Below are 18,920 nucleotides of genomic sequence, written 5' to 3' on the forward strand. Positions count from 1 at the left end.
GCGGCAAGGTGCGCATCCTGGCCGTCGTGGTGCTGCTGGGCTTGGCGGGAGCCCAGGAGCTGTTTCATACCGTGCAGCGGGGAGAGACCTTGTTCTCCATCGCCCGTCGCTACGGCACCACGGTGGAGACCCTGATGCGCCTCAACGGCCTCAGCCGCCCCAACCTCGAGGTCGGCCAGGTCTTGCGGCTGCCCGCCCCCGCGGCCCAACCCCAGCCCGCCGCCGCTACCTATTCCGTGCAGCCTGGGGATACGCTTTTTAGCATCGCCCGGCGCTTCGGGGTGACGGTGGAGGCGCTACAGGGGGAGAACAACCTGACCGATACCGCGTTGAGCGTGGGCCAGGTGCTGAAGCTTCCCGCCCCGTCGCCGGTGGCTCCCTCTCCCCAATCCCCCGGCCCGGCTTTCTCGAGGGAGTACGACCCGGCGCATCCGGTGCTCCAAGCCGCCCTCAAGTACCTGGGTACGCCCTACAAGTTCGCGGCCAACTCCGAGACCGCGCTGGACTGCTCGGCCTTCGTGCAGCGGGTGTACGCGGAGGTGGGGCTCGAGCTGCCCCGCACCAGCCGCGAGCAGTGGGATACTTTGCCGGCGGTGCAGGGCGAGGTGAGGCCGGGCGACCTGGTGTTCTTCAGCTTTGGGGGGCATCAGATCGACCACGTGGGGATCTACTTGGGCCGGGGGGTATTTGCCCACGCCAGCACCTACGGCAGCCGGGTGGTGATCGAGAGCCTGGAGGCCCCCTACTACCAAAAGACCTACCGGGGTGCCCGCCGCCCCGAACTGCCCGTGCAGACCCTAAAGTAAACCCTGCTGCGCCTCAGTGGGGGATCCGCTCGAGGATGGTCCGCACCACGTCGTCTATACCCATCTCGCTGGTGTCCACCAGCACCGCGTCGGGGGCCGGGGCGAGCTGGACTCGGTCGGCCTGGTCGCGCCGCAGGATCTCCTGTAGCACCGTCTCGTACTCGGCGTTGCGCTCGGGGAGGCGGCGCAAGGCCCGCACCTCGGGGCGGGCGGTGAGGTAAAACTTCCAGGCGGCCTGGGGAAAGACCGTGCTACCCATATCCCGCCCCTCGACCACGAAGGGCGGGGAAAGCTCGCGCAGGCGTTGGTAGACGTACTGGCGTACGCGTGGGTGTTTGGCCACCGCCGAGACCATGGCGTCCACCTCGCGGGTGTGCAGCTGCTCGGTGACGTCTTCGCCTTCGGCCAAGAGCCGGTTGCCTTCGGGGCGCGGGAGGAGCTGGATGGGGTGGGCCTCGAGGGTCGCCAGGATCGCGGCTTCGTCCTCGGGGTTCACCCGGTAGCGCTCGACCTGGTAGGTGGCCCCTCGGTAGAGCAACCCGGAGGAGACATAGGGTAAGCCTAGGGCGGCGGCCACTCGCTGGGCGACGCTGGATTTTCCCGATGCGGAAGGGCCATCAATGGCGATAATGGCGTCCGGCGGTACGGTCGGCTCCTTTTCCTCCATGGATGGTTTCACCATGCGATGACCCCAACGGGCCAGTGTACCAAAGGGTGGGGGGATCAATCCTCCCCGCGCAAGCGATCCAGGTCTTCCCAGAAGCTAGGGAAGGAGATGCTGGCCCACTCGGCCTCGTGCACCGTGACCCCTACCGGCAACCCGCACACCGCGAAGGCCATGGCGATGCGGTGGTCGTGAAAGGGTTCGACGTGGCCCGGCTGCACACCGCCGCCGAAAATCCGAATCCAATCCGGGCCGACCTCGGTCTTCACCCCGAGGTTGTTCAGATTCTTGGCGATGGCCTCGAGGCGGTCCGACTCCTTGACCCGCAGCTCCTCCAGGTCCGGGATGAAGGTCTCGCCCTCGGCCCAGGCGGCGGCGGCGGAGAGGATCGGGATTTCGTCTACCATCAGGGGGATCAAGGAGGGATCCACCGCCACCCCTCTGAGCGGCGAACTTTTGGCCCGAATCCAACCCACCGGCTCGCCATCCTGCCCTTCGGTGACCTCCCAGCTGAGGTCCGCGCCCATCTCCTTCAGCACGGTGAGAAGGCCGGTGCGGGTGGGGTTGAGCCCCACCCCCTCGAGCGCCACCTCGGAGTCCGGGGTGATGAGGGCCGCTACGAGGAAGAAAGCCGCGCTGGAGAAATCCCCCGGCACGGTAAGATTGCGGGCCGCAAAGGGCTGGGCGCGGCGGGTGCGGATGCAGTTACCCTGAACTTCTAGGGGCAGCCCATAGTGCCGGAAGATGCGCTCGGTGTGGTCGCGGGTGGGAGCGGGCTCGGTCACCTCGGTCTCCCCTTCGGCGAAGAGCCCGGCCAGCAAGACCGCGCTCTTGACCTGGGCGCTGGCTACGGGTAGCTCGTAGCGGATGCCCTTGAGCCCTCCGCCCCGGATGGCCAGCGGGGCCAGCCTTCCGCCGTCCCGCCCCTCGATCCGGGCCCCCATCTGGCGCAGTGGGGCCGTCACCCGGCCCATCGGGCGGCGGCGCAAAGAAGCGTCTCCGGTGAGCACCGCGAACATCTCCTGCCCCGCGAGCAACCCGCTCAAAAGCCGGATCAGCGTCCCGGCGTTGCCGCAGTCCAGGACGTCGCCGGGCTCTTTGAGCCCGAGGCCCACCCCCTGGATGTGAAAATGCGGACCCTCCTCGCGGATCTCAGCTCCCAGGGCTTGCATCACCCGGGCCGTGGAGAGGGTATCCCCGGCTTTGAGGGGGTGGTAGAGCCAGCTTTGGCCCTGGGCCAGCGCGCCAAGCATCAGGCCGCGGTGGGTCACCGATTTGTCGCCGGGAACCCGGAGGGTGCCGCGGAGGGAGCGGGTGGGTAAGAGGTGCCGATCCATCCCTTGGGATTATAGCCGGATCGCCCAGCGACCCGTATCCGCTAGCTCAGGAGAACAAGAGGGTATTAACACGCTTTCCCCGTATAGTAGGAAGGGAATGAACCCAGCCATCAACCACGCCGAACCCCGCTACAGGGAAAAACTTGATATGGCCGCCGAGGCGCTGAAAAAGTTCAGCGGACCCATCTACGTGGTGACCCACGTAGACCCCGATGGAGACGCGGTGGGCTCGAGCCTGGGGTTGGCTTTGGCGCTCGAGGCGATGGGCAAGGAGGTCTTTTGGATCTGCCAGCCCCCCCGCTACCTACAGTTTTTAGCCGAGGATTACCGCAATTCGCCGCCCATTTCCCGGGTTCCTGAAGGGGCTTTGTTGGTGGTACTGGATGCTGCCGAGCCGAGTCGGGTGGAAGGGGCCCCCGTCGAAGGTTACGTGATCAACATCGACCACCACGGCACCAACCCCCGCTTCGGCGATATCTCGGTGGTGGACCCTTCTAAAGCTGCGACGGCCCAGATCGTCAAAGATCTGATTGACGCCATGGGCGTGGCCTGGACCCCCGCCATCGCCACCCCGGTGCTCACCGGGATGATCACCGACACCGGAAACTTCGCCTTCGCCAACACCACCCCCGAGCTTTTGCGCACCGCCGCCGACCTGATCGCCCAGGGGGTGGCCTACGCTGAGCTCACCGACCGGCTCAAATGGCGGCCACCGGGGTACTTCCAGCTGATGGGCAAAGTGCTCTCCACGGTGGAGTTTCACTTCGGCGGGTTATTGGTCACCGCCCATCTGCCCCCTGGCCTGAACGGCGAAACCGGCGGCGAGGAAGACTCCGACGACTTCGTGGGCACCATCCGCTACGCCGAGGGCAGCCTGGTGGCGGTTTTCCTGCGCGAGCGCGGCCCCGATACCAAGCTCTCCATCCGCAGCCGGGGCAGGGTCTCGGCGCAGAACATCGCGGTCAAGCTGGGCGGGGGTGGCCACGTTCCAGCGGCCGGGGCCACCTTGCGGGGGATGGGTCTGTCCGATGCCTACGGGAGGCTACTCCCGGTGGTCGAGGAAGAACTCAAGCGCGCGGGCTATCTTTGACCCCGCGGCGCCGAAGAGCCGCCCTTTTTCATGGCTCGATGATCTCTTCGGGCTTGAAGAAGATCCCGATCTCGCGCGCGGCGCTCTCCGGGCTGTCCGAGCCGTGGATGACGTTCTCGTCCACGGTGGTGGCGTAGTCGGCGCGGATGGTGCCGGGGGCGGCTTCCCAGGGGCGGGTCGCGCCCATCAGGCGGCGCATCTCGCTCACCGCCTGGGGGCCTTCCACCACCATCGCCACCACCGGCCCGCTGGTGATAAACCGAACCAGGCCCTCGAAGAAGGGTTTGCCTTTATGCTCGCCGTAGTGGATTTCGGCGACCTCCCGAGGGATCAGCATCTTTTTCATGGCGACGATCTTGAAGCCTTTGCGCTCGATCCGGCTGATGATCTCGCCGGTAAGACCCCGGCGTACGCCGTCGGGCTTGACCATGATGTAGGTGCGTTCCATACCGCAGGCTAGTCTAAGCGCCACCTGGGGAGGGATTCAAGCCAAGTGCGCGGAGGTCACGTTTCCGCGAACCGGTATAGCTGCCCGGCCAGCGTCGCCACGAAAAGCTGGCCCCGGTAGGGCAGGGGCGGGGCCTGGATCGGCCCTAGGCCGCTGGCCTCAAAGGCGACCTGGCCTGTGGCGGCTTCGATGGCCATCACCCGGCCCTCTTCGGTCGCGCAGTAAACATGCCCTTGGGCCAGGGAAAGCCCGGCGGTGGCCTTGCCGACCTCGAGGCTCCACACCTCGTCCCCGGTTTTCAGGTCCAGCGCGTACAGTACTCCCCCCCAACCCGCCACGTAAGCCCGCTCGGTATCCATGGCCGGCGAGCCCCACACCTCCCCTTCGGTGTCGTAGCTCCACAGCACTTCCCGCCCCAGCGGGTCGAAGGCGTGGATTTCCCCGGCCCAGGTCGGAATCAGCAGCACCCCGCCCTGGGCGGGCATCGCGGCGTGAACCGGACCGGTCTCGACCTTGTAGCGCAGGTGGCCGCTCCGCGGGTCCAGGGCGTACAGCCAGCCGTCCTCGCTGGCGGCGAACAAGAGGCCGCGGTAGAGGGTGGGGGGGGCCGAGAGATGCCCCTCGGCCTGCATGGCCCAGCGCAGGTTGCCGTTCTCGTCGAGGGCATACAAGAAGCCATCCCGCCCGGCCAGGTAGACCCAAGGGCCCAGCACCAGCGGGGCCGCGGTGATCTCGGCCCGGCTTTGGTAGCTCCAGAGGGGCCGTCCGGTGAGCGAGAAAACCCCGAGCTTCCCATCCCAAGCGGCGGCGTACAGCTTACCCCCGCCTAGGGTAGGGGGGGCGGTCACCTCGTCGCCCAGGGGCAGGCGGTGGAGGCGTTCTTCGAACAGGTTGAGCTGGGCCACCCCCCGCCCCGCCCCCACCCACAACCGCCCTTCCCAGGCCACCATCTCCGAGGGCCAGGCCACCTCCCCGCCCAGGTCGAAGCGCCCGGCGACTTCCAGGCTTTGCGGCTGGGCCGGTCCGCTGGGGTAGACCCCGCTGCGGGCAGCGCCGGCCCGGGGGGTGGCGGAGAGGCCCTCGCGGTAGCCGCGCAGGCTCTCGGCTAGCCCCCCTCGAGCCTGGGCCGCCCGGGCGGGACGGGCCTGGGCGTTCTTGGCGAGCAGGTGGAGCACCATCCGCGAGGCCCCGGCGGGGATCGCCGGGTTGAGGGTTTCCGGCGGCTTGGGCGCTTCGTAGACGTGTTGGTAGAGCACCGACTGATCGTTCTCCCCCTCGAAGGGCGGTTTGCCGGTGAGGGTGCGGTAGAGCACCGCGCCGAAGCTATACAGATCGGCCTGGGGGCCTAGCGGCAGGCCCTTGGCCTGCTCGGGGGCCATGTACTGCGGGGTGCCCAGGGTGTAGCCGGTGCGGGTGAGGTGGCGGCTTTCCTGGAGCAGATAGGCCAGGCCGAAGTCCATCACCTTGGGGTGGCCCTCGGCGGTGAGCAGGATGTTGCGTGGGGTGAGGTCGCGGTGGAGAACCCCCCGGCGATGGAGGTGCTCGAGGGCATCCAGCACCTCCAGGGCTGCCTCCAGCAGCCGCAGGCCCTCCGGGCCGTCCTCGAAGGGGCCCAGCCGGTCGAAGCTGCCCCCCTCGACGAGTTCCATCACGAAGTAGGTCTTGCCCTCCTCTTCGCCCAGGTCGTAGACCTGCACCACCCCCCGGTGGGAGAGCCGCGAGAGGGCCTTGGCCTCCTGGAAGAAGCGGGCCCGCTCGTTGGGGTGGACGTAGGCGTGAAGGATTTTCACCGCCACCGCCCGCCCCACCCGCTCGTCGTAGGCCCGCCACACCTCGGCCATGCCCCCTTGGCCAAGCGGCGCCTCCAGACGATAACGGCCGGCCAGCTTCACAAGCCCATTCTATGCGGGTAGGGATTAAGGCCAGGTTTAGCTTTCTCTTCTGTAGCCTTGCGGGTCCGTGGCCTTAAACTGAGCGGCGAAAGTGCGTGCTAAGAAGCACCACCGGAGGAAACGTATGAAGCGAAGCGCTGGGTTGATCCTTTCCCTGATCGCTCTGCTGGCCGCCTGTACGAACACCCCGCAGAACAGCCAGCCCATGAACAAGGATGAGGCCAAGGCCACTTCTGAGCTGGCCCTCAGCGACCTGGCCTTGAGCGGGGCCTTGGTGGGAGGGCCGACCGGCCTCATGGCCCAGCAGGCCCAGGCTCTAGGGATCCCGCCGGTGGCGGGGGCGGCGCTCGAGGCCAGCGGCATGAACTTGGCCCAAGCGATAAGTGCGGGGTGCAGGATTGATGTGGGGGGGTGGACAGACCAAGACCTGGACCTCATCCCTGCCGACTTTTCCATCACGGTCAAGGATTGCTCCTACACCGATACCGGCAACGGGTTCAGCTATAGCTTCCAGGGGGGGCTGCGGCTCCAGGACACCAATGATACCCTCAAGGACAGCGGGTTCAAGCTGAGCTTCGAGAACTTCAAGGAAACCATCACCCTCGGCAGCAAATCCCGCGAGCGCACCCTCAACGGCGCCTACACCCTCGGCGCGCAAAACAAAGCGCTCTACCGGGTGGACAAGGGCTACTCGGCCAGCCAGAAGCTCAGCGACGGCAGCAGCACCGACACCCAAAGCGCCGAATATGCGGTGAGCGAGACCTACGCCCCTAACAGCCAGGCTAACCCCAAGGCGGGCGGCACCTTCACCATCGATAAATCCAAGCCCGGCACCCTGACCCTGGCCCACAACAGCACCACCTACCGCTGGAACTGGTACACCGACCCGCCCCTGGTCTACGACGCCTCCTGCAAGGCCAAGACCCCCGAAGGTGTCAAGGTTCCCTTCACCTCTGGCGGGGCCGTCTACACCTATACCAACCCCAACGGAAAAGTCTCGATGCTCAAGGTCGAGTTCACCGGCTGCGGCAGCTACAAAGTGACCTTCGAGGGCGAGGTGGTCGTTCAGGTACCCTGACCCTGGGCCTCGAGCGAGGCCCTACCGGCTCGAAAGCGGGGGCCGAAACCTACGCAACCTGAGCGCGTTGGAGAGCACAAACACCGAGGAGAGGCCCATCGCTGCCCCGGCCAGCACCGGCGAGAGCAGCCAGCCCGTGAGGGGATAGAGCACGCCTGCGGCTACCGGGATTAGCACGGCGTTGTAGGCGAAGGCCCAGAAGAGGTTGAGCCGGATGTTCTTGAGGGTGGCCCGCGAGAGCGCGATGGCGTTGGGCACCCCGCGCAGGTCGCCCGACATCAAGATCACGTCGGCGGTCTCGAGGGCCACGTCGGTGCCGGTGCCGATGGCCAGCCCCACGTCGGCCTGGGCCAGCGCGGGCGCGTCGTTGATACCGTCGCCCACGAAGGCCACCTGGTGGCCCTCGTCCTGAAGTCGCTTCACCGCGTCGGCCTTGCCCTCGGGCAGGACTTCGGCCAGCACCTCGTCTATTCCTAGCTGCTTAGCGATGGCCTCTGCGGTGCGCCGGTGGTCGCCGGTGATCATCGCCACCTTGAAGCCCTGGCGGTGCAGGAGGGCGATGGCCTCGAGGGTTCCCTCCTTGATGGGGTCGGCCACGGCCAGCAGGGCCGCCAGCTTCCCATTGACCGCGGCGTAGAGGGGCGTCTTGCCCTCATCGGCCAGCCGGGCCGCCTCGGCGCCGAAGGCCGATACGTCCAGCCCCAGCCGCGCCATGTAGCGATCCGCACCTACGTCTACCCGGTAGACTCCGACCTGGCCGCTCACCCCGAAGCCGGGGAGGGCCTCAAAGTCTACGGGCTCGCTCAGCTCTAAGCCCCGCCCCTGCGCGGCCTTGACGATGGCCTGGGCCACCGGGTGCTCGGATTTTTGCTCGAGGGAGGCGATGAGCCGTAGGGTTTCTTCCTCTAAGGTGTTTGGCGTTTGGCGTTCGGCGTTCGGCAGGATAAAGTCCGTCAGCTCGGGTTTGCCTTTGGTGAGGGTGCCGGTCTTGTCGAGGGCGATCACCTGGGCCTCCGCCAGGGCCTGCAGGGCCTCCCCCTTGCGGAAGAGCACCCCCATCTCGGCAGCCTTGCCGGTGCCCACCATGAGGCTCACCGGGGTGGCCAGGCCCATGGCGCAGGGGCAGGCGATGATCAGCACCGCCACCGTGTTGACCAGGGCAAAGGTGAGGGCGTTTTCCCCACCGAGAAACAGCCAGGTGAGGGCGGTGAGCAGGGCGATCCCTAGCACGATGGGCGTGAACACCGCCACCACCCGGTCGGCCAGGCCCTGGATGGGCGGCTTGGAGGCCTGGGCCGTCTCGACCAGCCGGATGATCTGCGCGAGCACAGTATCCGCGCCCACCGCGGTGGCCCGGAAGGTGAAGGCTCCGTTTTGGTTGACGGTTCCCCCAACGACCTTGGCCCCCTCGGACTTGAGCACGGGGACGGGCTCGCCGGTGATCATGCTCTCGTCCACGTAGCTTTGCCCCGAGACCACCACCCCGTCCACCGGCACCCGCTCCCCGGGCCTGACCGCGATGAGGTCGCCCGGCAGCACCTCGTCCACGGGGATTTCCCGCTCGAGCCCGCCCTCCACCACCCGTGCGCTTTTGGCCTGCAAGGAGAGCAGCCTGCGCATGGCCTCGGAGGTGCGGCCCTTGGCGATGGCCTCGAGGTACTTGCCCAGGAGGATCAACGTGATCACCACCCCCGCCGCCTCGAAGTAGACGTGCCGGGCCTCTGGGGGGAAGAGGCCGGGGAAGAGCACCACGCCCAGGCTGTAAAAGTAGGCCGCGCTGGTGCCGATCATCACCAGGCTGTTCATGTCGGGGGATCCCGAGCGCAAGGCGGCCCAGCCGTGGCGGTAGAAACGCCGGCCGGGGCCGAACTGGATGGGGGTGGCCAGGGCCAGCATCACCCAGTTCAGGGTGCTCATGACACCATGCCCGAAGGTGCGCATTAGCCAGGCTTCGACCGCCGGAAACAGCATGGGCAGCATGGCCACAAGGAGCAGCGGGAGGGCGAATGCCGCCGAGAGGAGCACCGAGCGGCGCAGGCTGGCCAGCTCCCGGGCACGGGCTTCGCGCTCAATGTCGGCGCGGTCTTGGCCCACCCCCAGCTCGAGCACGCCATACCCGGCCTCGCGGATGGCCCGCTTGAGCTGGGCGATGCTGGTCGAGGCCGGAAGGTACCTGACACTGGCCCGCTCGGTGGCCAGGTTGACGCTGGCCCCCAGTACCCCGTCCAGCTTCTTCAAAGCCCGCTCCACCCGCCCTACGCAGGCCGCGCAGGTCATGCCGGTGACGCCCAATTCGACCTCGGCCACCACCGGGGTGTAGCCCACCTCCTGGATCTTCTCCACCAGGGCTTGCGGAGTGGTCTTTTCAGGGTCGTAGGCGACACGGGCGCTCTCGGTTGCCAGGTTGACCGAGGCTCCCTCGACCCCTTCGAGCTTCCTGAGCCCGCGCTCGACCCGGTTCACGCAGGCCGCGCAGGTCATACCCTGGACGCCGATCTGCAGTTCCTTGGCCATTTGCTTTGTCCTTTGGTCGTACGCCGTACGATTTGCATCTTGCGTACGACGTATGACGTACTCGGCGTACGCCCTCATCAGCGGTACTTCAGCACCTCCATCAGCTCGGCCACGAGCTTATCGGCATCGCCGCGCTGGGCCGCGCTGGCCACGTGGCGCTCGAGGTGGCTCTTCAAGACCAGCTCGCCTACCTTGTCCAAAGCCCCCTGCACGGCCTTGATCTGCTTGAGCACGTCCACGCAGTAGGGCTCGCCCTCGAGCATCTTCAAGATGCCCTCCAGGTGCCCCTTGGCCGAGAGGAGCCGGTTGCGCGCCTCCTGTCGCACCTTGGGCTCGAGGTGCAGGGGGTGTTCGGCGATAGGGTTCACGTTCGCTCCCTTGGGCCTCGGCTCACTGCCGGACCGAGGCGCCGTAGCCCTCTTCCTGCACCGCGGCGATGAGCGCTTCCACGGGGGCATTACCCTCGACGATGGCCTTTCCCTCCTGGAGGAAGACCTCCACCCGCTCCACCCCCGGCACCCCCTTGAGGGCTTTCTCGACGCTCATCTTGCAGTGCCCGCAGCTCATGCCTTCGACCTTGAGTTCGATGCTCATCTTTCACCTCCACCCCCCCAGGGGAGGGGTACGGCTCCAGCTTAGACCTCCTGCCGAATGAAGTCAACCCCACCCGAGGGGGGGTGGGGTTAGGATGTGGGCCTGTGCCCCGATGCCGCGCCCTCAAAGGGATCGCAGCCACTCCCGATACTGCGCGATCTCCCTGGCCTGTACGTCGATCACGCCCTGGGCAAAGCGCCTGAGTTCCGCTTTGGCAGCCTTTTTCAGGGCCAGCTTGGACATGTCGAGGGCGTCTTGGTGGTGGGGGATCATGCCCTCTAAAAAATCCCGATCCACCGGCATCGCGTGCCCCGGCATGGCCTGCATCCCCATCATGGAAGCCTCCATCATGGGCTTCATGTCGTCACGCATCATCTGCATGTAGCCGGCGCTGGGGGCCGCGCCGTACCAGGCCTTGAGCCAGGCGGTGAGCTGGCCGATCTCCTTGCTCTGCACGGCGATGATCTCCTGGGCCGCCTTGCGGACGCGGGCGTCCTTTGACACCTTGAGCACGGCCTGGGCCATCTCCACTGCGCCTTTGTGGTGCTCGATCATCATCGACATGTAGGCGATGTCAAAGTCCTTGCCTGAGAGCTTCTCGAGCGCTCCCATACTTTTCATGGGCATGCCACCGTGCTGCGAGTGGTCGGTTTGGGCCAGGGCCAGGCCGAGCGCGAGTGTGAGTACCACGATCGTTCGCATCATCTCTATCACCTCCATGCCAGATGGTGGAGGGCTTGTGTTAAGCCCGTGTAAAGCGCCGCCACGACCCCGCCCCCAGCAGCAGGGCATTCACCGTCACGATCACCGTGGAGGCGCTCATCAGCAGGGCTGCCCACTCCGGCCGCAGCAGGATACCGTAGCCGTTGTAGAGCGCCCCCGCCGCGATGGGGATGGCCAGCACGTTATAGATGGCCGCCCAGAAGAGGTTCTGCTTGATTTTGCCGCGCACCTTGCGGGCCAGTTGAATGGCCTTGGCCACATCGGCGGGGTCGTTCCTTACCAGCACCACGTCGGCGGTCTCCACGGCCACGTCGGTCCCCGCCCCGATGGCGATGCCCACCTCGGCTTCGGCCAGGGCGGGGGCGTCGTTCACGCCGTCCCCGACCATCGCCACCTTACGCCCCTGGGCCTGGAGTTCGCTCACCTTAGCCGCCTTGTCCTCGGGTAAGACCTCGGCGATTACCGTGTCCATGCCCAGCTGGCGGGCCACGGCCTCGGCGGTGCGGCGGTTGTCGCCCGTGAGCATCACGGTCTGGATGCCCATGCGGTGCAATGCCTGCACCGCTTTGCGGGCGGACTCGCGCACCACGTCGGCCACCGCGACCACCCCTGCGGGCTGGCCGTCCACCGCTACGTACATGGCGGTCTTGCCCTCGGCGGCCAGCCGGGACACCCGTTCCTCCAGCCCGCCCACCTCCACGCCTTCCCGGTCCATGAGCCTCCGGTTGCCGATGAGCACCCTGCGCCCCTTAACCTGGGCCACCACACCGTGCCCGGGGACAGAATCGAAGGCGTCGGGGGGTTGCACGCCCACGCCACGCTCCTCGGCCGCCCGCACGATGGCGCGGGCCAGGGGGTGCTGCGAGGGCTGGTCGGCGGAGGCGGCGAGGGCCAGCAACTCTTCGGGGGTGAAGGGGGCGATGGGCTCGAGGTCGGTCAGCGCGGGCTTGCCCTCGGTGAGGGTGCCGGTCTTGTCGAAGACCACCGTGTCGAGGGCGGCGGTGGCCTCGAGCGCGCTCGCGTTCTTGAACAGCACGCCCTCCCGGGCCGCCAGCCCCACCCCCACGGTGATGGCCGTGGGGGTCGCCAGGGCCAGCGCGTCCGGACAGGCGATCACGATGGCCGATACTGCGGCGGTGAGGGCGAAGGTAAGCCCCTGCCCTCCCAGGAAGTACCAGAAGAGGAAAGTTAGCACGCCCGAGCCCAGCGCGACGAAGACCAGGTACTTCCCGGCCAGGTCGGCCAGACGCTGGGCTGGGGCCTTGGAGGTCTGGGCGTTCTGTACCATCTGCACGATGCGGGCTAGAGCGGTGTCGGCCCCTACTGCTGTGGCCTCAAAGGTGAAGGCCCCGGTTTGGTTGACGGTTCCCCCGATCACCTTGGAGCCTGGAGCCTTGACCACGGGGATGGGCTCGCCGGTGATCATGCTCTCGTCGACGTAGCTCTGGCCCGAGACCACCACCCCGTCCACCGGCACCCGCTCGCCGGGCCTGACCACAACCTCGTCGCCTACCGCTACCTGCTCGAGTGGGATCTCTATCTCTTGATCCCCTCGTCGGACCCGGGCCGTCGCGGGGGCCAGCTTCAGCAGGGCTTCCACCGCCCGGCCAGTGGCGAAGCGCGCGCGCATCTCGAGCCAGTGGCCCAGCAGGCTGAGGGTGGTGAGCATCGCCGCCGCCTCGTAGAACACGTCGCCCTCGAAGAGGAAGGTGGCCCCCAGCGAGTAGGTGTAGGAGACCAAGATGCCCGTGGCGATGAGGGTCATCATATTGGCCTCGCCGCGCAGCAAAGCTCGCCAGGCCGCACTGATGAAGGGCCAGCCGCCCCACCACACCACCGGCGTTGCCAGCAGGAAACCCCACAGCCCCATCGAAAGACCGAAGGGTGGCATGTCGGGGAAACCCAGCGCCCCGCCGATGGGCGAAAAGATCACGACGGGCAGGGTCAGCAGCAGCGACACCACGAAGCGCCGCAGCATGTCGTTCACCATCGCGGCCCCGTGCCCGGCGTGTGCGTCGTGGGCTTTGGCTGGAGCGGTACCGTGGGCATGAGGCCGCGTTACGGCCTGGTGGGCTGCGTGGTCGTGATGGGAATGGTGAGGCTTGTCATCCGTACCGACCCTGGGATGGCCGGGCTGGCAGGCCGAAGCCTCGCAGTCCTGGCAGGTGCAGCTATAGCCGTCTTGCTCGAGCCGTTCGCGCAAGGTCTCGGTGCTGGTTCGTCCGGGGTCGTAGCTTACGTGCGCTAGGGCGCGGGTGCGGTCGAGGTGGACGCTGCTGACGCCGGGCAGCCGGGCCAGATAGTCTTCCAGGCCAGCCTGTTCGGAGGCATCGTGGCAGTTTTTGAGGGTGAGCTCGAGCACCGATTCGTGCTGATCGCCGCGTTTTATCCTTTTTGACATGGCTAGACCTCACCGGGAGTTTTGCGGGGGTGTTCATAACCTCATCTCATACCCACCCCACCTGGGGTGGGGTATAGAACCAGGATAGTCCGGATTATGCAGGAGATCAACCCCCACCGACTTTCCTTGCTGGTGAGGGAGGCAAGGACGAGCCTTAGGGCTTCAGGGCCTCGGCAATCGCGACGAGCAATTCTTCCTTGTGCTCGTAAGAAGGCCGCAGAAACACCAGCGTGGCGTTGGTCCAGTCCTGTACGGCGGCAATTTCGGTTTCGTCGGGTAGCTTGAGGTGGGGGTAGGCTCCGTACTCCACGTACATGCCGAAGCGCTCGGCCACGGCCTCCAGAGCCAGCACGGTATCCTGGTCAAAGCGGATGACGAGAGGCAGCAAGAAGGCGGGCTTTCCGCAACTTCCGCCCAGGCCCACCATGGGAAAACCCGCGAGGCTCGGGGTCTGGTATTTGCGCTGGCAGCGCTCGAGAAAGGCCTCGCGGTCGCGCACGAGGTCTTTGCTGGCCTTGAGGCTGGCGACGTACTGGCCCAGCGAAGGTTCGGTGGCTTCCATGGTTGCTCCTCGAGAGACAATCCTACCCTCTGCCGGCTTCAGATCGGTACGCACCTTCGCTACTCTCCCAGGAAAATCCCGTGCCAGGCGTGGATCCAGACCTCGCCGGTGTAGGCGTTCACCGAGAGCATGCCCTCGATCTCCTTGCGGCCAAAGTCAAAGGTGTAGTAGCCACCGAAGGCCTGACCCTCCATGACCTTGGCTCCCGGCAAGTAGCCCTTGAGGAACTGCTCGGCCAGCTTCTGCGCGGCAGCCTTGTCGTAGTGTGCGGTGGTTGGAGGCTGGCTCTGCATCATGCCCATCATGCCGTAACCCATGCCCAAGCGGGTGTTCCACATCATGTTGGGGCCGGGCTCGAGGTAGATGTTGCCGGTATAGCGGTCGGCCAGGATCTCCACCAGACCGTTGCCCCTGACATCGACTACCTGGGCGTAGTAGTTCTCGCTGAAGCTCATGAAGTCTTTGAGCCTAGCCTCGGGGCTAAAGCGTTTGGCGAAGGCCTCGAGCCGGGCCCTGGCTTCGGCTGGGGGGATGGGCTGGGCCTGGGCAGGGTAAATGCCCATCATGCCCATTCCCATCCCCCCGCCCATCATCATTCCAGGGCCGTACCCATAGCCCGGATTGCCCCACATGCCCTGGGTGAGGGCTATCCCTACCGCGGCCAGACCTGTGATTCCCAACCACAACAGCCCGCGTTTCACGGCGTGCCTCCTCACTCGCTCAGGTCGCGCTTCATCCGCTCAAAGCTTTCCTTGTCGAGTTCCCCTCTGGCGTAGCGCTCCCGCAGAATCTCCAGCGCGCGGTCCCGCCCCTCACTCGGGGACGGGCGGGAGAGCGCCCGCACCAGCAAGTAGACCAGCAGCACTAATACGATCAGCTCGAGCAGCATCCCGAGCCAACCCCAGCCGCCCATCATTCCGTAACCGTAAGGCCACCCCATCATCTCGACCTCCAGCCATACCCTACGGCGGTATTGTTAAGCTGGCGTAAAACCTCACTTGAGGTAGCGATCGAAGAAGGCTACCGACTTGCGCATGGCTGTGGCGAAGCTCTGGCTCAGGTTGTGGTCGTTGCCGGGGTAGAGGTAGAGCTCATGGGTTTGCCCGGCTGCTTTGAGCTGAGCCGAGAGCCGCTGGGAAAAGCTCACCGGAACCACGTTGTCGGCTAGCCCGTGATGGAGCTGGATGGGCGAGACCCCCTGGCTTAGGTAGCTGTTGGCCGAGATGGCGTTCCAGAAAGCCGGGTTGTTCTCGGGGGTGCCGTACTGGCGGATGAACTCCTCGCGTCGGCGACGGGCTTGCGAGGGAATGGTACCCGGACGACTGGGCCGCCGCCAGCCGCCCAGAATGTCGCTGTAGGGAGCCACTACCCCCGCCCAGATCACCCCGGCCCGGATGCGCCGGTCGATCACCATGGCCCGCAGGGTCAGGTAGCCCCCCATCGAATGCCCCCACATGCCGATGCGCTCGGGGTTGACTTCCCCAAAGCGACGCAGCGAGGCGTAGGCGTTGAGCACGTCGATGGTGTAACCCGGCGACCAGTAGGCCCCGCTGGGCTCGCCCTCGGAGTTGCCGTGGCCGCGCAGGTCGATCTTGAACACCACATAGCCCTGCCGGGCGAAGCCGTCGACGTAGGCCACGTAGCGCTCGGTGGTGCGGTACTGCTCGGGGGGGATGTAGCCATGCACGAAGACGATGCCCGGCCAGCCCCCCTGGGGCTTCTTGCCGCTCGGGATGGTGAGCAGCCCGTAAATCTTGAGCCCCTCTGAGCGGTAAGAGGCGATGTAGCGCTGGTAGTTGGGGCCGGGAGCCAGGCGCTGCTCGAGGACGATGGCCGAACCGGGGTAGCTGCCCCGCCGCAGGGTCTCGATCGCCATGGGGTGCTCGAGGGGATTGGCCTGGGCCAGGGCTGTGCTGAGGCCCACAGCCGCCACCACCGGAAGGAGCCGGGTGATGCTCATGGACCAAAATTAAACTCGGAAGGCTGCCTCGAGTAGAAGCCGCCTTACCAAGGCGAAGCGGGGAGGGTGAACCAGAAGGTGCTGCCCTCGCCCACCTCACTCTCGAGCTGGTGTAGCACCACGTTGCAGGGCAGCAACAGCCCGATGTCACGGTCTGTATCTAGGGCCTGCCGGGCCAGGTTGGGGTTGCAGGCCCCAGGATCAGGTAGGGTTCGTACTCCAGGCCTAGCTTCTCCTTCAGGGTCTTTAATCTCGCTCAGAATGCCAAAACCTTGGGCTTTCAGCGCCTCCACAGCTCGAGCCCTGACCTCGATCAAGTCACCTGACAAAACAAAACGGTTTTCATCGCATAGTTCGGCATATTTACCTCCTCACCCCTGCACCTGCAAGATCCCCATCATGCCGCGATCCTCGTGCTCGGCGATGTGGCAGTGATAAACGGTGGTGCCGGTAAAGTTGCGAAAGGGAATGCCAATGCGTACCACATCGTTTTTCTTGAGGTTCACAGTATCCTTCCAGGCCCGGTAGGGCACCGGCTTGCCGCCCCGCGAAATCACCTGGAAGGGGTAGGTGTGCAGGTGGAAGGGGTGGTCCATGTCGGTCTTGTTGACCAGCTCCCAGACCTCGAGGGTACCCAGCTGGGCCTGCACATCGACCCGGTTCGGGTCGAACATCTGGTTGTTGATGAAGAACTCGGCCTGCATCATGCGCTCGCCCAGCTCGAAGCGGCGGGTGGCCACGGCCTTGCTGGGGTCGAGCCGTTCGACGGGGGCCAGCGAGGCGGGCAGGGGCAGGGGTTTGGGGCTGGCCGGGGCCACGACGGTGAGCAGGGTCTCGAGGCGGGTGGCTCCCATGCCCATCATGGAGCCCATCATCCCCGTGTCGCCCATGCCCCCCATGCCGCCGTGGTCCATCATCCCCATCCCTTGGCCCATCCCCTGGCCCATGCCCTGGTCGCCCATCATGCCGTTCATGCCGCCGTGCATCATCATCGCGCCGCGGTCGTAGGGGAGGGCCTGCAGCCGGTAGTTGCCGGGCCGACTCAGGCGCACGAGCACCTCGGCCCGCTCGCCGGGGGCCAGCAGGAGCTCGGTGAGCTCGACGGGCTTCTCGAGGAAGCCGCCGTCGGTGGCGATGAGGTAGAGGGGATGGTTTTCCAACGCCAGCCGGTAGTAGCGGGCGTTGCTGGCGTTCAGGAGCCGCAGGCGCAGGGTGGCTTTCTGAGCACGCAGGGTCGGGCGCACGGCGGCGTTGACGGTGAGCAGGTTGCCCTCCCGGCCGTTCATCCAGTCCATTTGTGTCCAGGCCGGGATCCGGTCGCCGGAGAAAGCCCAGTCCTTGAGCACCAAGAAGTGTTCCTCGGCCCCCTTCAACTCGGGCAGGGCGTCGAGCGGCCCCTCCACCACCAGCAGGCCCGCCAGCCCCGCGTAGAGCTGTGGGGCCACCCGGCCGTGGACGTGGGGGTGGTACCAGTAAGTCCCCGCCGAGCCCTTGGGGATCGTGAACTCATAAAGGCGGCTCTCGCCGGGCTGGACCAGGGCCAGTGGGTCGTCCACGCTGGCGGGCACGTGCAAGCCGTGCAGGTGCAGGTTGGTGGCCTCGGGAAGGTTGTTGGTGAAGTTCAGCCGCACCGTCTCGCCCTCGCGCACCCGCAGGGTAGGGCCGGGGAAGCCGCCGTAGGTCATCAGCCGGGCGGGCTTGCCGCTCAGGGTCAGGTTGCTCTGCCGGGCGGTGATCTGGGCCTCCACCACGCCATCGGCCCGGAGCACCTCGAGCGTGCGGGGCTGGGGAAAGGGGCTTTGAGCAAAGGCGGGGAGCCTCGAGAGCCCGTAGCTGCTCGCCAGGCCCAGGGCTCCGTACTTCAACAGTTCGCGTCGGTTCATAACGCCTCCTGCTTTAGCCTGCGCGTGGAGTGTTAAGCCTGTGCAAAGGGCAACCCCCGGCCGTGGCCGGGGGCTCGAGGGGGCGGGCATCAGGCGGCCTGGGCCATGCGGCGGCACTCCTGGGCGCAGCGGCGGCAGGCGTCGGCACAGGCCCTCATCGTGCCGTCGGGGTCATCGATGGCCTCGCAACTCTGGGCGCACGCCTCGCAGACCTCGGCACAGGCCCGGCAGACCTGGGCGTGGAGCCGCGAGCCCCGCAGCATGAAGTCCTTGGCCGTCTCGCAAATCTGTACACAGTCCATCATAATGGTCATGTGGACGGGCTCGACGTGCTGGCCGCCGTGCTGCAGGCAGTGTTGAACGGTGGTGAGGCATACGTCGTGGCACTCCCCGCAGGCCTCGGTGCAAGCCTGCATGGCGGGGCTCATGCCGGTGGTGCCGTGGGTGTGGTGCTGGCTGCTGTGCTGCATGGCTGGACCTCCTGAAATTCGGCCTTTCGGCCCTGATACTGCTGGCAATTCCGGACGACGAGAGGCAGAGTTAAAGCTCGAGCCGGCGGGTCGAAGGAGGTTCAACTTTAGCCCCCCCGCCTGAAGTTGCCTTGAGCGTCGGCTGAAACTACCGGGTTTACAAAGGCTTAACACCAAGGCATTAGCCTTTGTCGGAGAGGAAGCTTATGACCCATCAACCCGACCGAAGAGGGTGTGTCCTGGATTTAGGCAACTAGGCTGCAGTAGGGAAAGCGCCGTGTCGGACGGCGTGGAAAGGTGTGACGGGGCTGTGGGAGAAGAACCGCGAGCGGACCAGGGCCTTAGCGCTCGCTCCGGATTCGCTCCAGTGGGCCCCGGTGATCTTGAGTCTTTGGCCGATGACGTGCTTGTTGGCGCCTTCGATCTGACCTGAGCCGATGACCTCAATACCTTCCCGCTTGAAGCGGGGATAGTCGGTGTGGTCGAGGTGGGCCTGCT

At 66.3% G+C, this 18,920-nt stretch carries 19 protein-coding genes and 1 pseudogene; 3 read left to right on the top strand and 17 right to left on the bottom strand.

The genetic code is table 11. The annotated features are described in order from the left end of the window. Positions 1–8: 8 nt before the first annotated feature. A complete protein-coding gene (locus DNA98_RS08285; RefSeq protein ID WP_110528910.1) occupies positions 9–806 on the top strand; it encodes a C40 family peptidase in 798 nt (265 codons plus the stop codon). 13 nt (positions 807–819) lie between these two features. Here the strand turns inward: DNA98_RS08285 and cmk are convergent, their stop codons facing one another. Together cmk and aroA are read right to left on the bottom strand one after the other, a co-directional pair. Beyond that, positions 820–1,488: a (d)CMP kinase gene (gene cmk / locus DNA98_RS08290; protein WP_110528913.1), complete on the bottom strand. Its 669-nt coding sequence runs from the start codon at positions 1,486–1,488 to the stop codon at positions 820–822. A 41-nt stretch (positions 1,489–1,529) separates the two neighbouring features. Continuing rightward, a complete protein-coding gene (aroA, locus tag DNA98_RS08295; protein ID WP_110528916.1) occupies positions 1,530–2,807 on the bottom strand; it encodes a 3-phosphoshikimate 1-carboxyvinyltransferase in 1,278 nt (425 codons plus the stop codon). Positions 2,808–2,904: 97 nt separating this feature from the next. Between aroA and DNA98_RS08300 the strand changes: the two genes are divergently transcribed. Beyond that, a complete protein-coding gene (locus DNA98_RS08300) occupies positions 2,905–3,897 on the top strand; it encodes a bifunctional oligoribonuclease/PAP phosphatase NrnA (protein WP_110528918.1) in 993 nt (330 codons plus the stop codon). Between the two features lie 28 nt (positions 3,898–3,925). Here the strand turns inward: DNA98_RS08300 and ndk are convergent, their stop codons facing one another. Together ndk and DNA98_RS08310 are read right to left on the bottom strand one after the other, a co-directional pair. Then, entirely contained in the window at positions 3,926–4,345 is a 420-nt protein-coding gene (gene ndk / locus DNA98_RS08305) for a nucleoside-diphosphate kinase (protein WP_110528921.1), read from the bottom strand. Between the two features lie 56 nt (positions 4,346–4,401). Then, positions 4,402–6,237, bottom strand: a complete 1,836-nt coding sequence (locus DNA98_RS08310; protein ID WP_110528924.1) for a serine/threonine-protein kinase — start codon at positions 6,235–6,237, stop codon at positions 4,402–4,404. Between the two features lie 124 nt (positions 6,238–6,361). Here DNA98_RS08310 and DNA98_RS08315 point away from each other — a divergent pair, with 124 nt between their 5' ends. Next, positions 6,362–7,315: a hypothetical protein gene (locus DNA98_RS08315; protein ID WP_110528927.1), complete on the top strand. Its 954-nt coding sequence runs from the start codon at positions 6,362–6,364 to the stop codon at positions 7,313–7,315. 21 nt (positions 7,316–7,336) lie between these two features. Here DNA98_RS08315 and DNA98_RS08320 read toward each other — a convergent pair whose 3' ends face one another. The 13 genes and pseudogenes from DNA98_RS08320 to DNA98_RS08380 form a co-directional block, all read right to left on the bottom strand. Continuing rightward, positions 7,337–9,829 carry a heavy metal translocating P-type ATPase gene (locus DNA98_RS08320; RefSeq protein ID WP_110528930.1) on the bottom strand — a complete coding sequence of 831 codons (2,493 nt, stop codon included), beginning with the start codon at positions 9,827–9,829 and terminating at the stop codon, positions 7,337–7,339. 77 nt (positions 9,830–9,906) lie between these two features. Continuing rightward, positions 9,907–10,197 (bottom strand): metal-sensitive transcriptional regulator, encoded by a 291-nt coding sequence (locus DNA98_RS08325; RefSeq protein ID WP_110528933.1) that lies wholly within the window; start codon positions 10,195–10,197, stop codon positions 9,907–9,909. A gap of 22 nt (positions 10,198–10,219) precedes the next feature. Next, positions 10,220–10,423, bottom strand: a complete 204-nt coding sequence (locus DNA98_RS08330) for a heavy-metal-associated domain-containing protein (protein ID WP_110528936.1) — start codon at positions 10,421–10,423, stop codon at positions 10,220–10,222. 123 nt (positions 10,424–10,546) lie between these two features. Continuing rightward, entirely contained in the window at positions 10,547–11,128 is a 582-nt protein-coding gene (locus tag DNA98_RS08335; RefSeq protein WP_233493157.1) for a DUF305 domain-containing protein, read from the bottom strand. A gap of 37 nt (positions 11,129–11,165) precedes the next feature. Continuing rightward, positions 11,166–13,547, bottom strand: a complete 2,382-nt coding sequence (locus DNA98_RS08340; protein WP_110528939.1) for a heavy metal translocating P-type ATPase — start codon at positions 13,545–13,547, stop codon at positions 11,166–11,168. Between the two features lie 154 nt (positions 13,548–13,701). Then, positions 13,702–14,109 (bottom strand): hypothetical protein, encoded by a 408-nt coding sequence (locus DNA98_RS08345; protein ID WP_110528942.1) that lies wholly within the window; start codon positions 14,107–14,109, stop codon positions 13,702–13,704. Between the two features lie 59 nt (positions 14,110–14,168). Next, positions 14,169–14,810 carry a peptidase M4 gene (locus DNA98_RS08350; RefSeq protein WP_110529005.1) on the bottom strand — a complete coding sequence of 214 codons (642 nt, stop codon included), beginning with the start codon at positions 14,808–14,810 and terminating at the stop codon, positions 14,169–14,171. Between the two features lie 11 nt (positions 14,811–14,821). After that, positions 14,822–15,052, bottom strand: a complete 231-nt coding sequence (locus DNA98_RS08355) for an SHOCT domain-containing protein (RefSeq protein ID WP_174720048.1) — start codon at positions 15,050–15,052, stop codon at positions 14,822–14,824. Between the two features lie 51 nt (positions 15,053–15,103). Further along, a complete protein-coding gene (locus DNA98_RS08360; RefSeq protein ID WP_110528945.1) occupies positions 15,104–16,069 on the bottom strand; it encodes a S9 family peptidase in 966 nt (321 codons plus the stop codon). Between the two features lie 44 nt (positions 16,070–16,113). Next, positions 16,114–16,398: a DUF302 domain-containing protein gene (locus DNA98_RS08365; protein WP_110528947.1), complete on the bottom strand. Its 285-nt coding sequence runs from the start codon at positions 16,396–16,398 to the stop codon at positions 16,114–16,116. A 42-nt stretch (positions 16,399–16,440) separates the two neighbouring features. Next, entirely contained in the window at positions 16,441–17,952 is a 1,512-nt protein-coding gene (locus DNA98_RS08370; protein ID WP_110528950.1) for a multicopper oxidase family protein, read from the bottom strand. A gap of 89 nt (positions 17,953–18,041) precedes the next feature. Next, positions 18,042–18,422: a four-helix bundle copper-binding protein gene (locus DNA98_RS08375; protein WP_217349701.1), complete on the bottom strand. Its 381-nt coding sequence runs from the start codon at positions 18,420–18,422 to the stop codon at positions 18,042–18,044. 253 nt (positions 18,423–18,675) lie between these two features. Then, positions 18,676–18,920 (bottom strand): annotated as a pseudogene (locus tag DNA98_RS08380) (hypothetical protein); the annotation flags it as partial.

The sequence above is a fragment of the Meiothermus sp. Pnk-1 genome, from assembly GCF_003226535.1.
GTDB lineage: Bacteria > Deinococcota > Deinococci > Deinococcales > Thermaceae > Allomeiothermus.

What these genes read in the sequence shown, in the direction of transcription:
- DNA98_RS08345 (WP_110528942.1), bottom strand. Translation starts at nt 14,109, where the DNA reads ATGGAAGCCACCGAACCTTCGCTGGGCCAGTACGTCGCCAGCCTCAAG.
- cmk (WP_110528913.1), bottom strand. Translation starts at nt 1,488, where the DNA reads ATGGTGAAACCATCCATGGAGGAAAAGGAGCCGACCGTACCGCCGGAC.
- DNA98_RS08375 (WP_217349701.1), bottom strand. Translation starts at nt 18,422, where the DNA reads ATGCAGCACAGCAGCCAGCACCACACCCACGGCACCACCGGCATGAGC.
- DNA98_RS08300 (WP_110528918.1), top strand. Translation starts at nt 2,905, where the DNA reads ATGAACCCAGCCATCAACCACGCCGAACCCCGCTACAGGGAAAAACTT.
- DNA98_RS08320 (WP_110528930.1), bottom strand. Translation starts at nt 9,829, where the DNA reads ATGGCCAAGGAACTGCAGATCGGCGTCCAGGGTATGACCTGCGCGGCC.
- DNA98_RS08355 (WP_174720048.1), bottom strand. Translation starts at nt 15,052, where the DNA reads ATGATGGGGTGGCCTTACGGTTACGGAATGATGGGCGGCTGGGGTTGG.
- DNA98_RS08360 (WP_110528945.1), bottom strand. Translation starts at nt 16,069, where the DNA reads ATGAGCATCACCCGGCTCCTTCCGGTGGTGGCGGCTGTGGGCCTCAGC.
- DNA98_RS08335 (WP_233493157.1), bottom strand. Translation starts at nt 11,128, where the DNA reads ATGATGCGAACGATCGTGGTACTCACACTCGCGCTCGGCCTGGCCCTG.
- ndk (WP_110528921.1), bottom strand. Translation starts at nt 4,345, where the DNA reads ATGGAACGCACCTACATCATGGTCAAGCCCGACGGCGTACGCCGGGGT.
- DNA98_RS08340 (WP_110528939.1), bottom strand. Translation starts at nt 13,547, where the DNA reads ATGTCAAAAAGGATAAAACGCGGCGATCAGCACGAATCGGTGCTCGAG.
- aroA (WP_110528916.1), bottom strand. Translation starts at nt 2,807, where the DNA reads ATGGATCGGCACCTCTTACCCACCCGCTCCCTCCGCGGCACCCTCCGG.
- DNA98_RS08370 (WP_110528950.1), bottom strand. Translation starts at nt 17,952, where the DNA reads ATGAACCGACGCGAACTGTTGAAGTACGGAGCCCTGGGCCTGGCGAGC.
- DNA98_RS08315 (WP_110528927.1), top strand. Translation starts at nt 6,362, where the DNA reads ATGAAGCGAAGCGCTGGGTTGATCCTTTCCCTGATCGCTCTGCTGGCC.
- DNA98_RS08330 (WP_110528936.1), bottom strand. Translation starts at nt 10,423, where the DNA reads ATGAGCATCGAACTCAAGGTCGAAGGCATGAGCTGCGGGCACTGCAAG.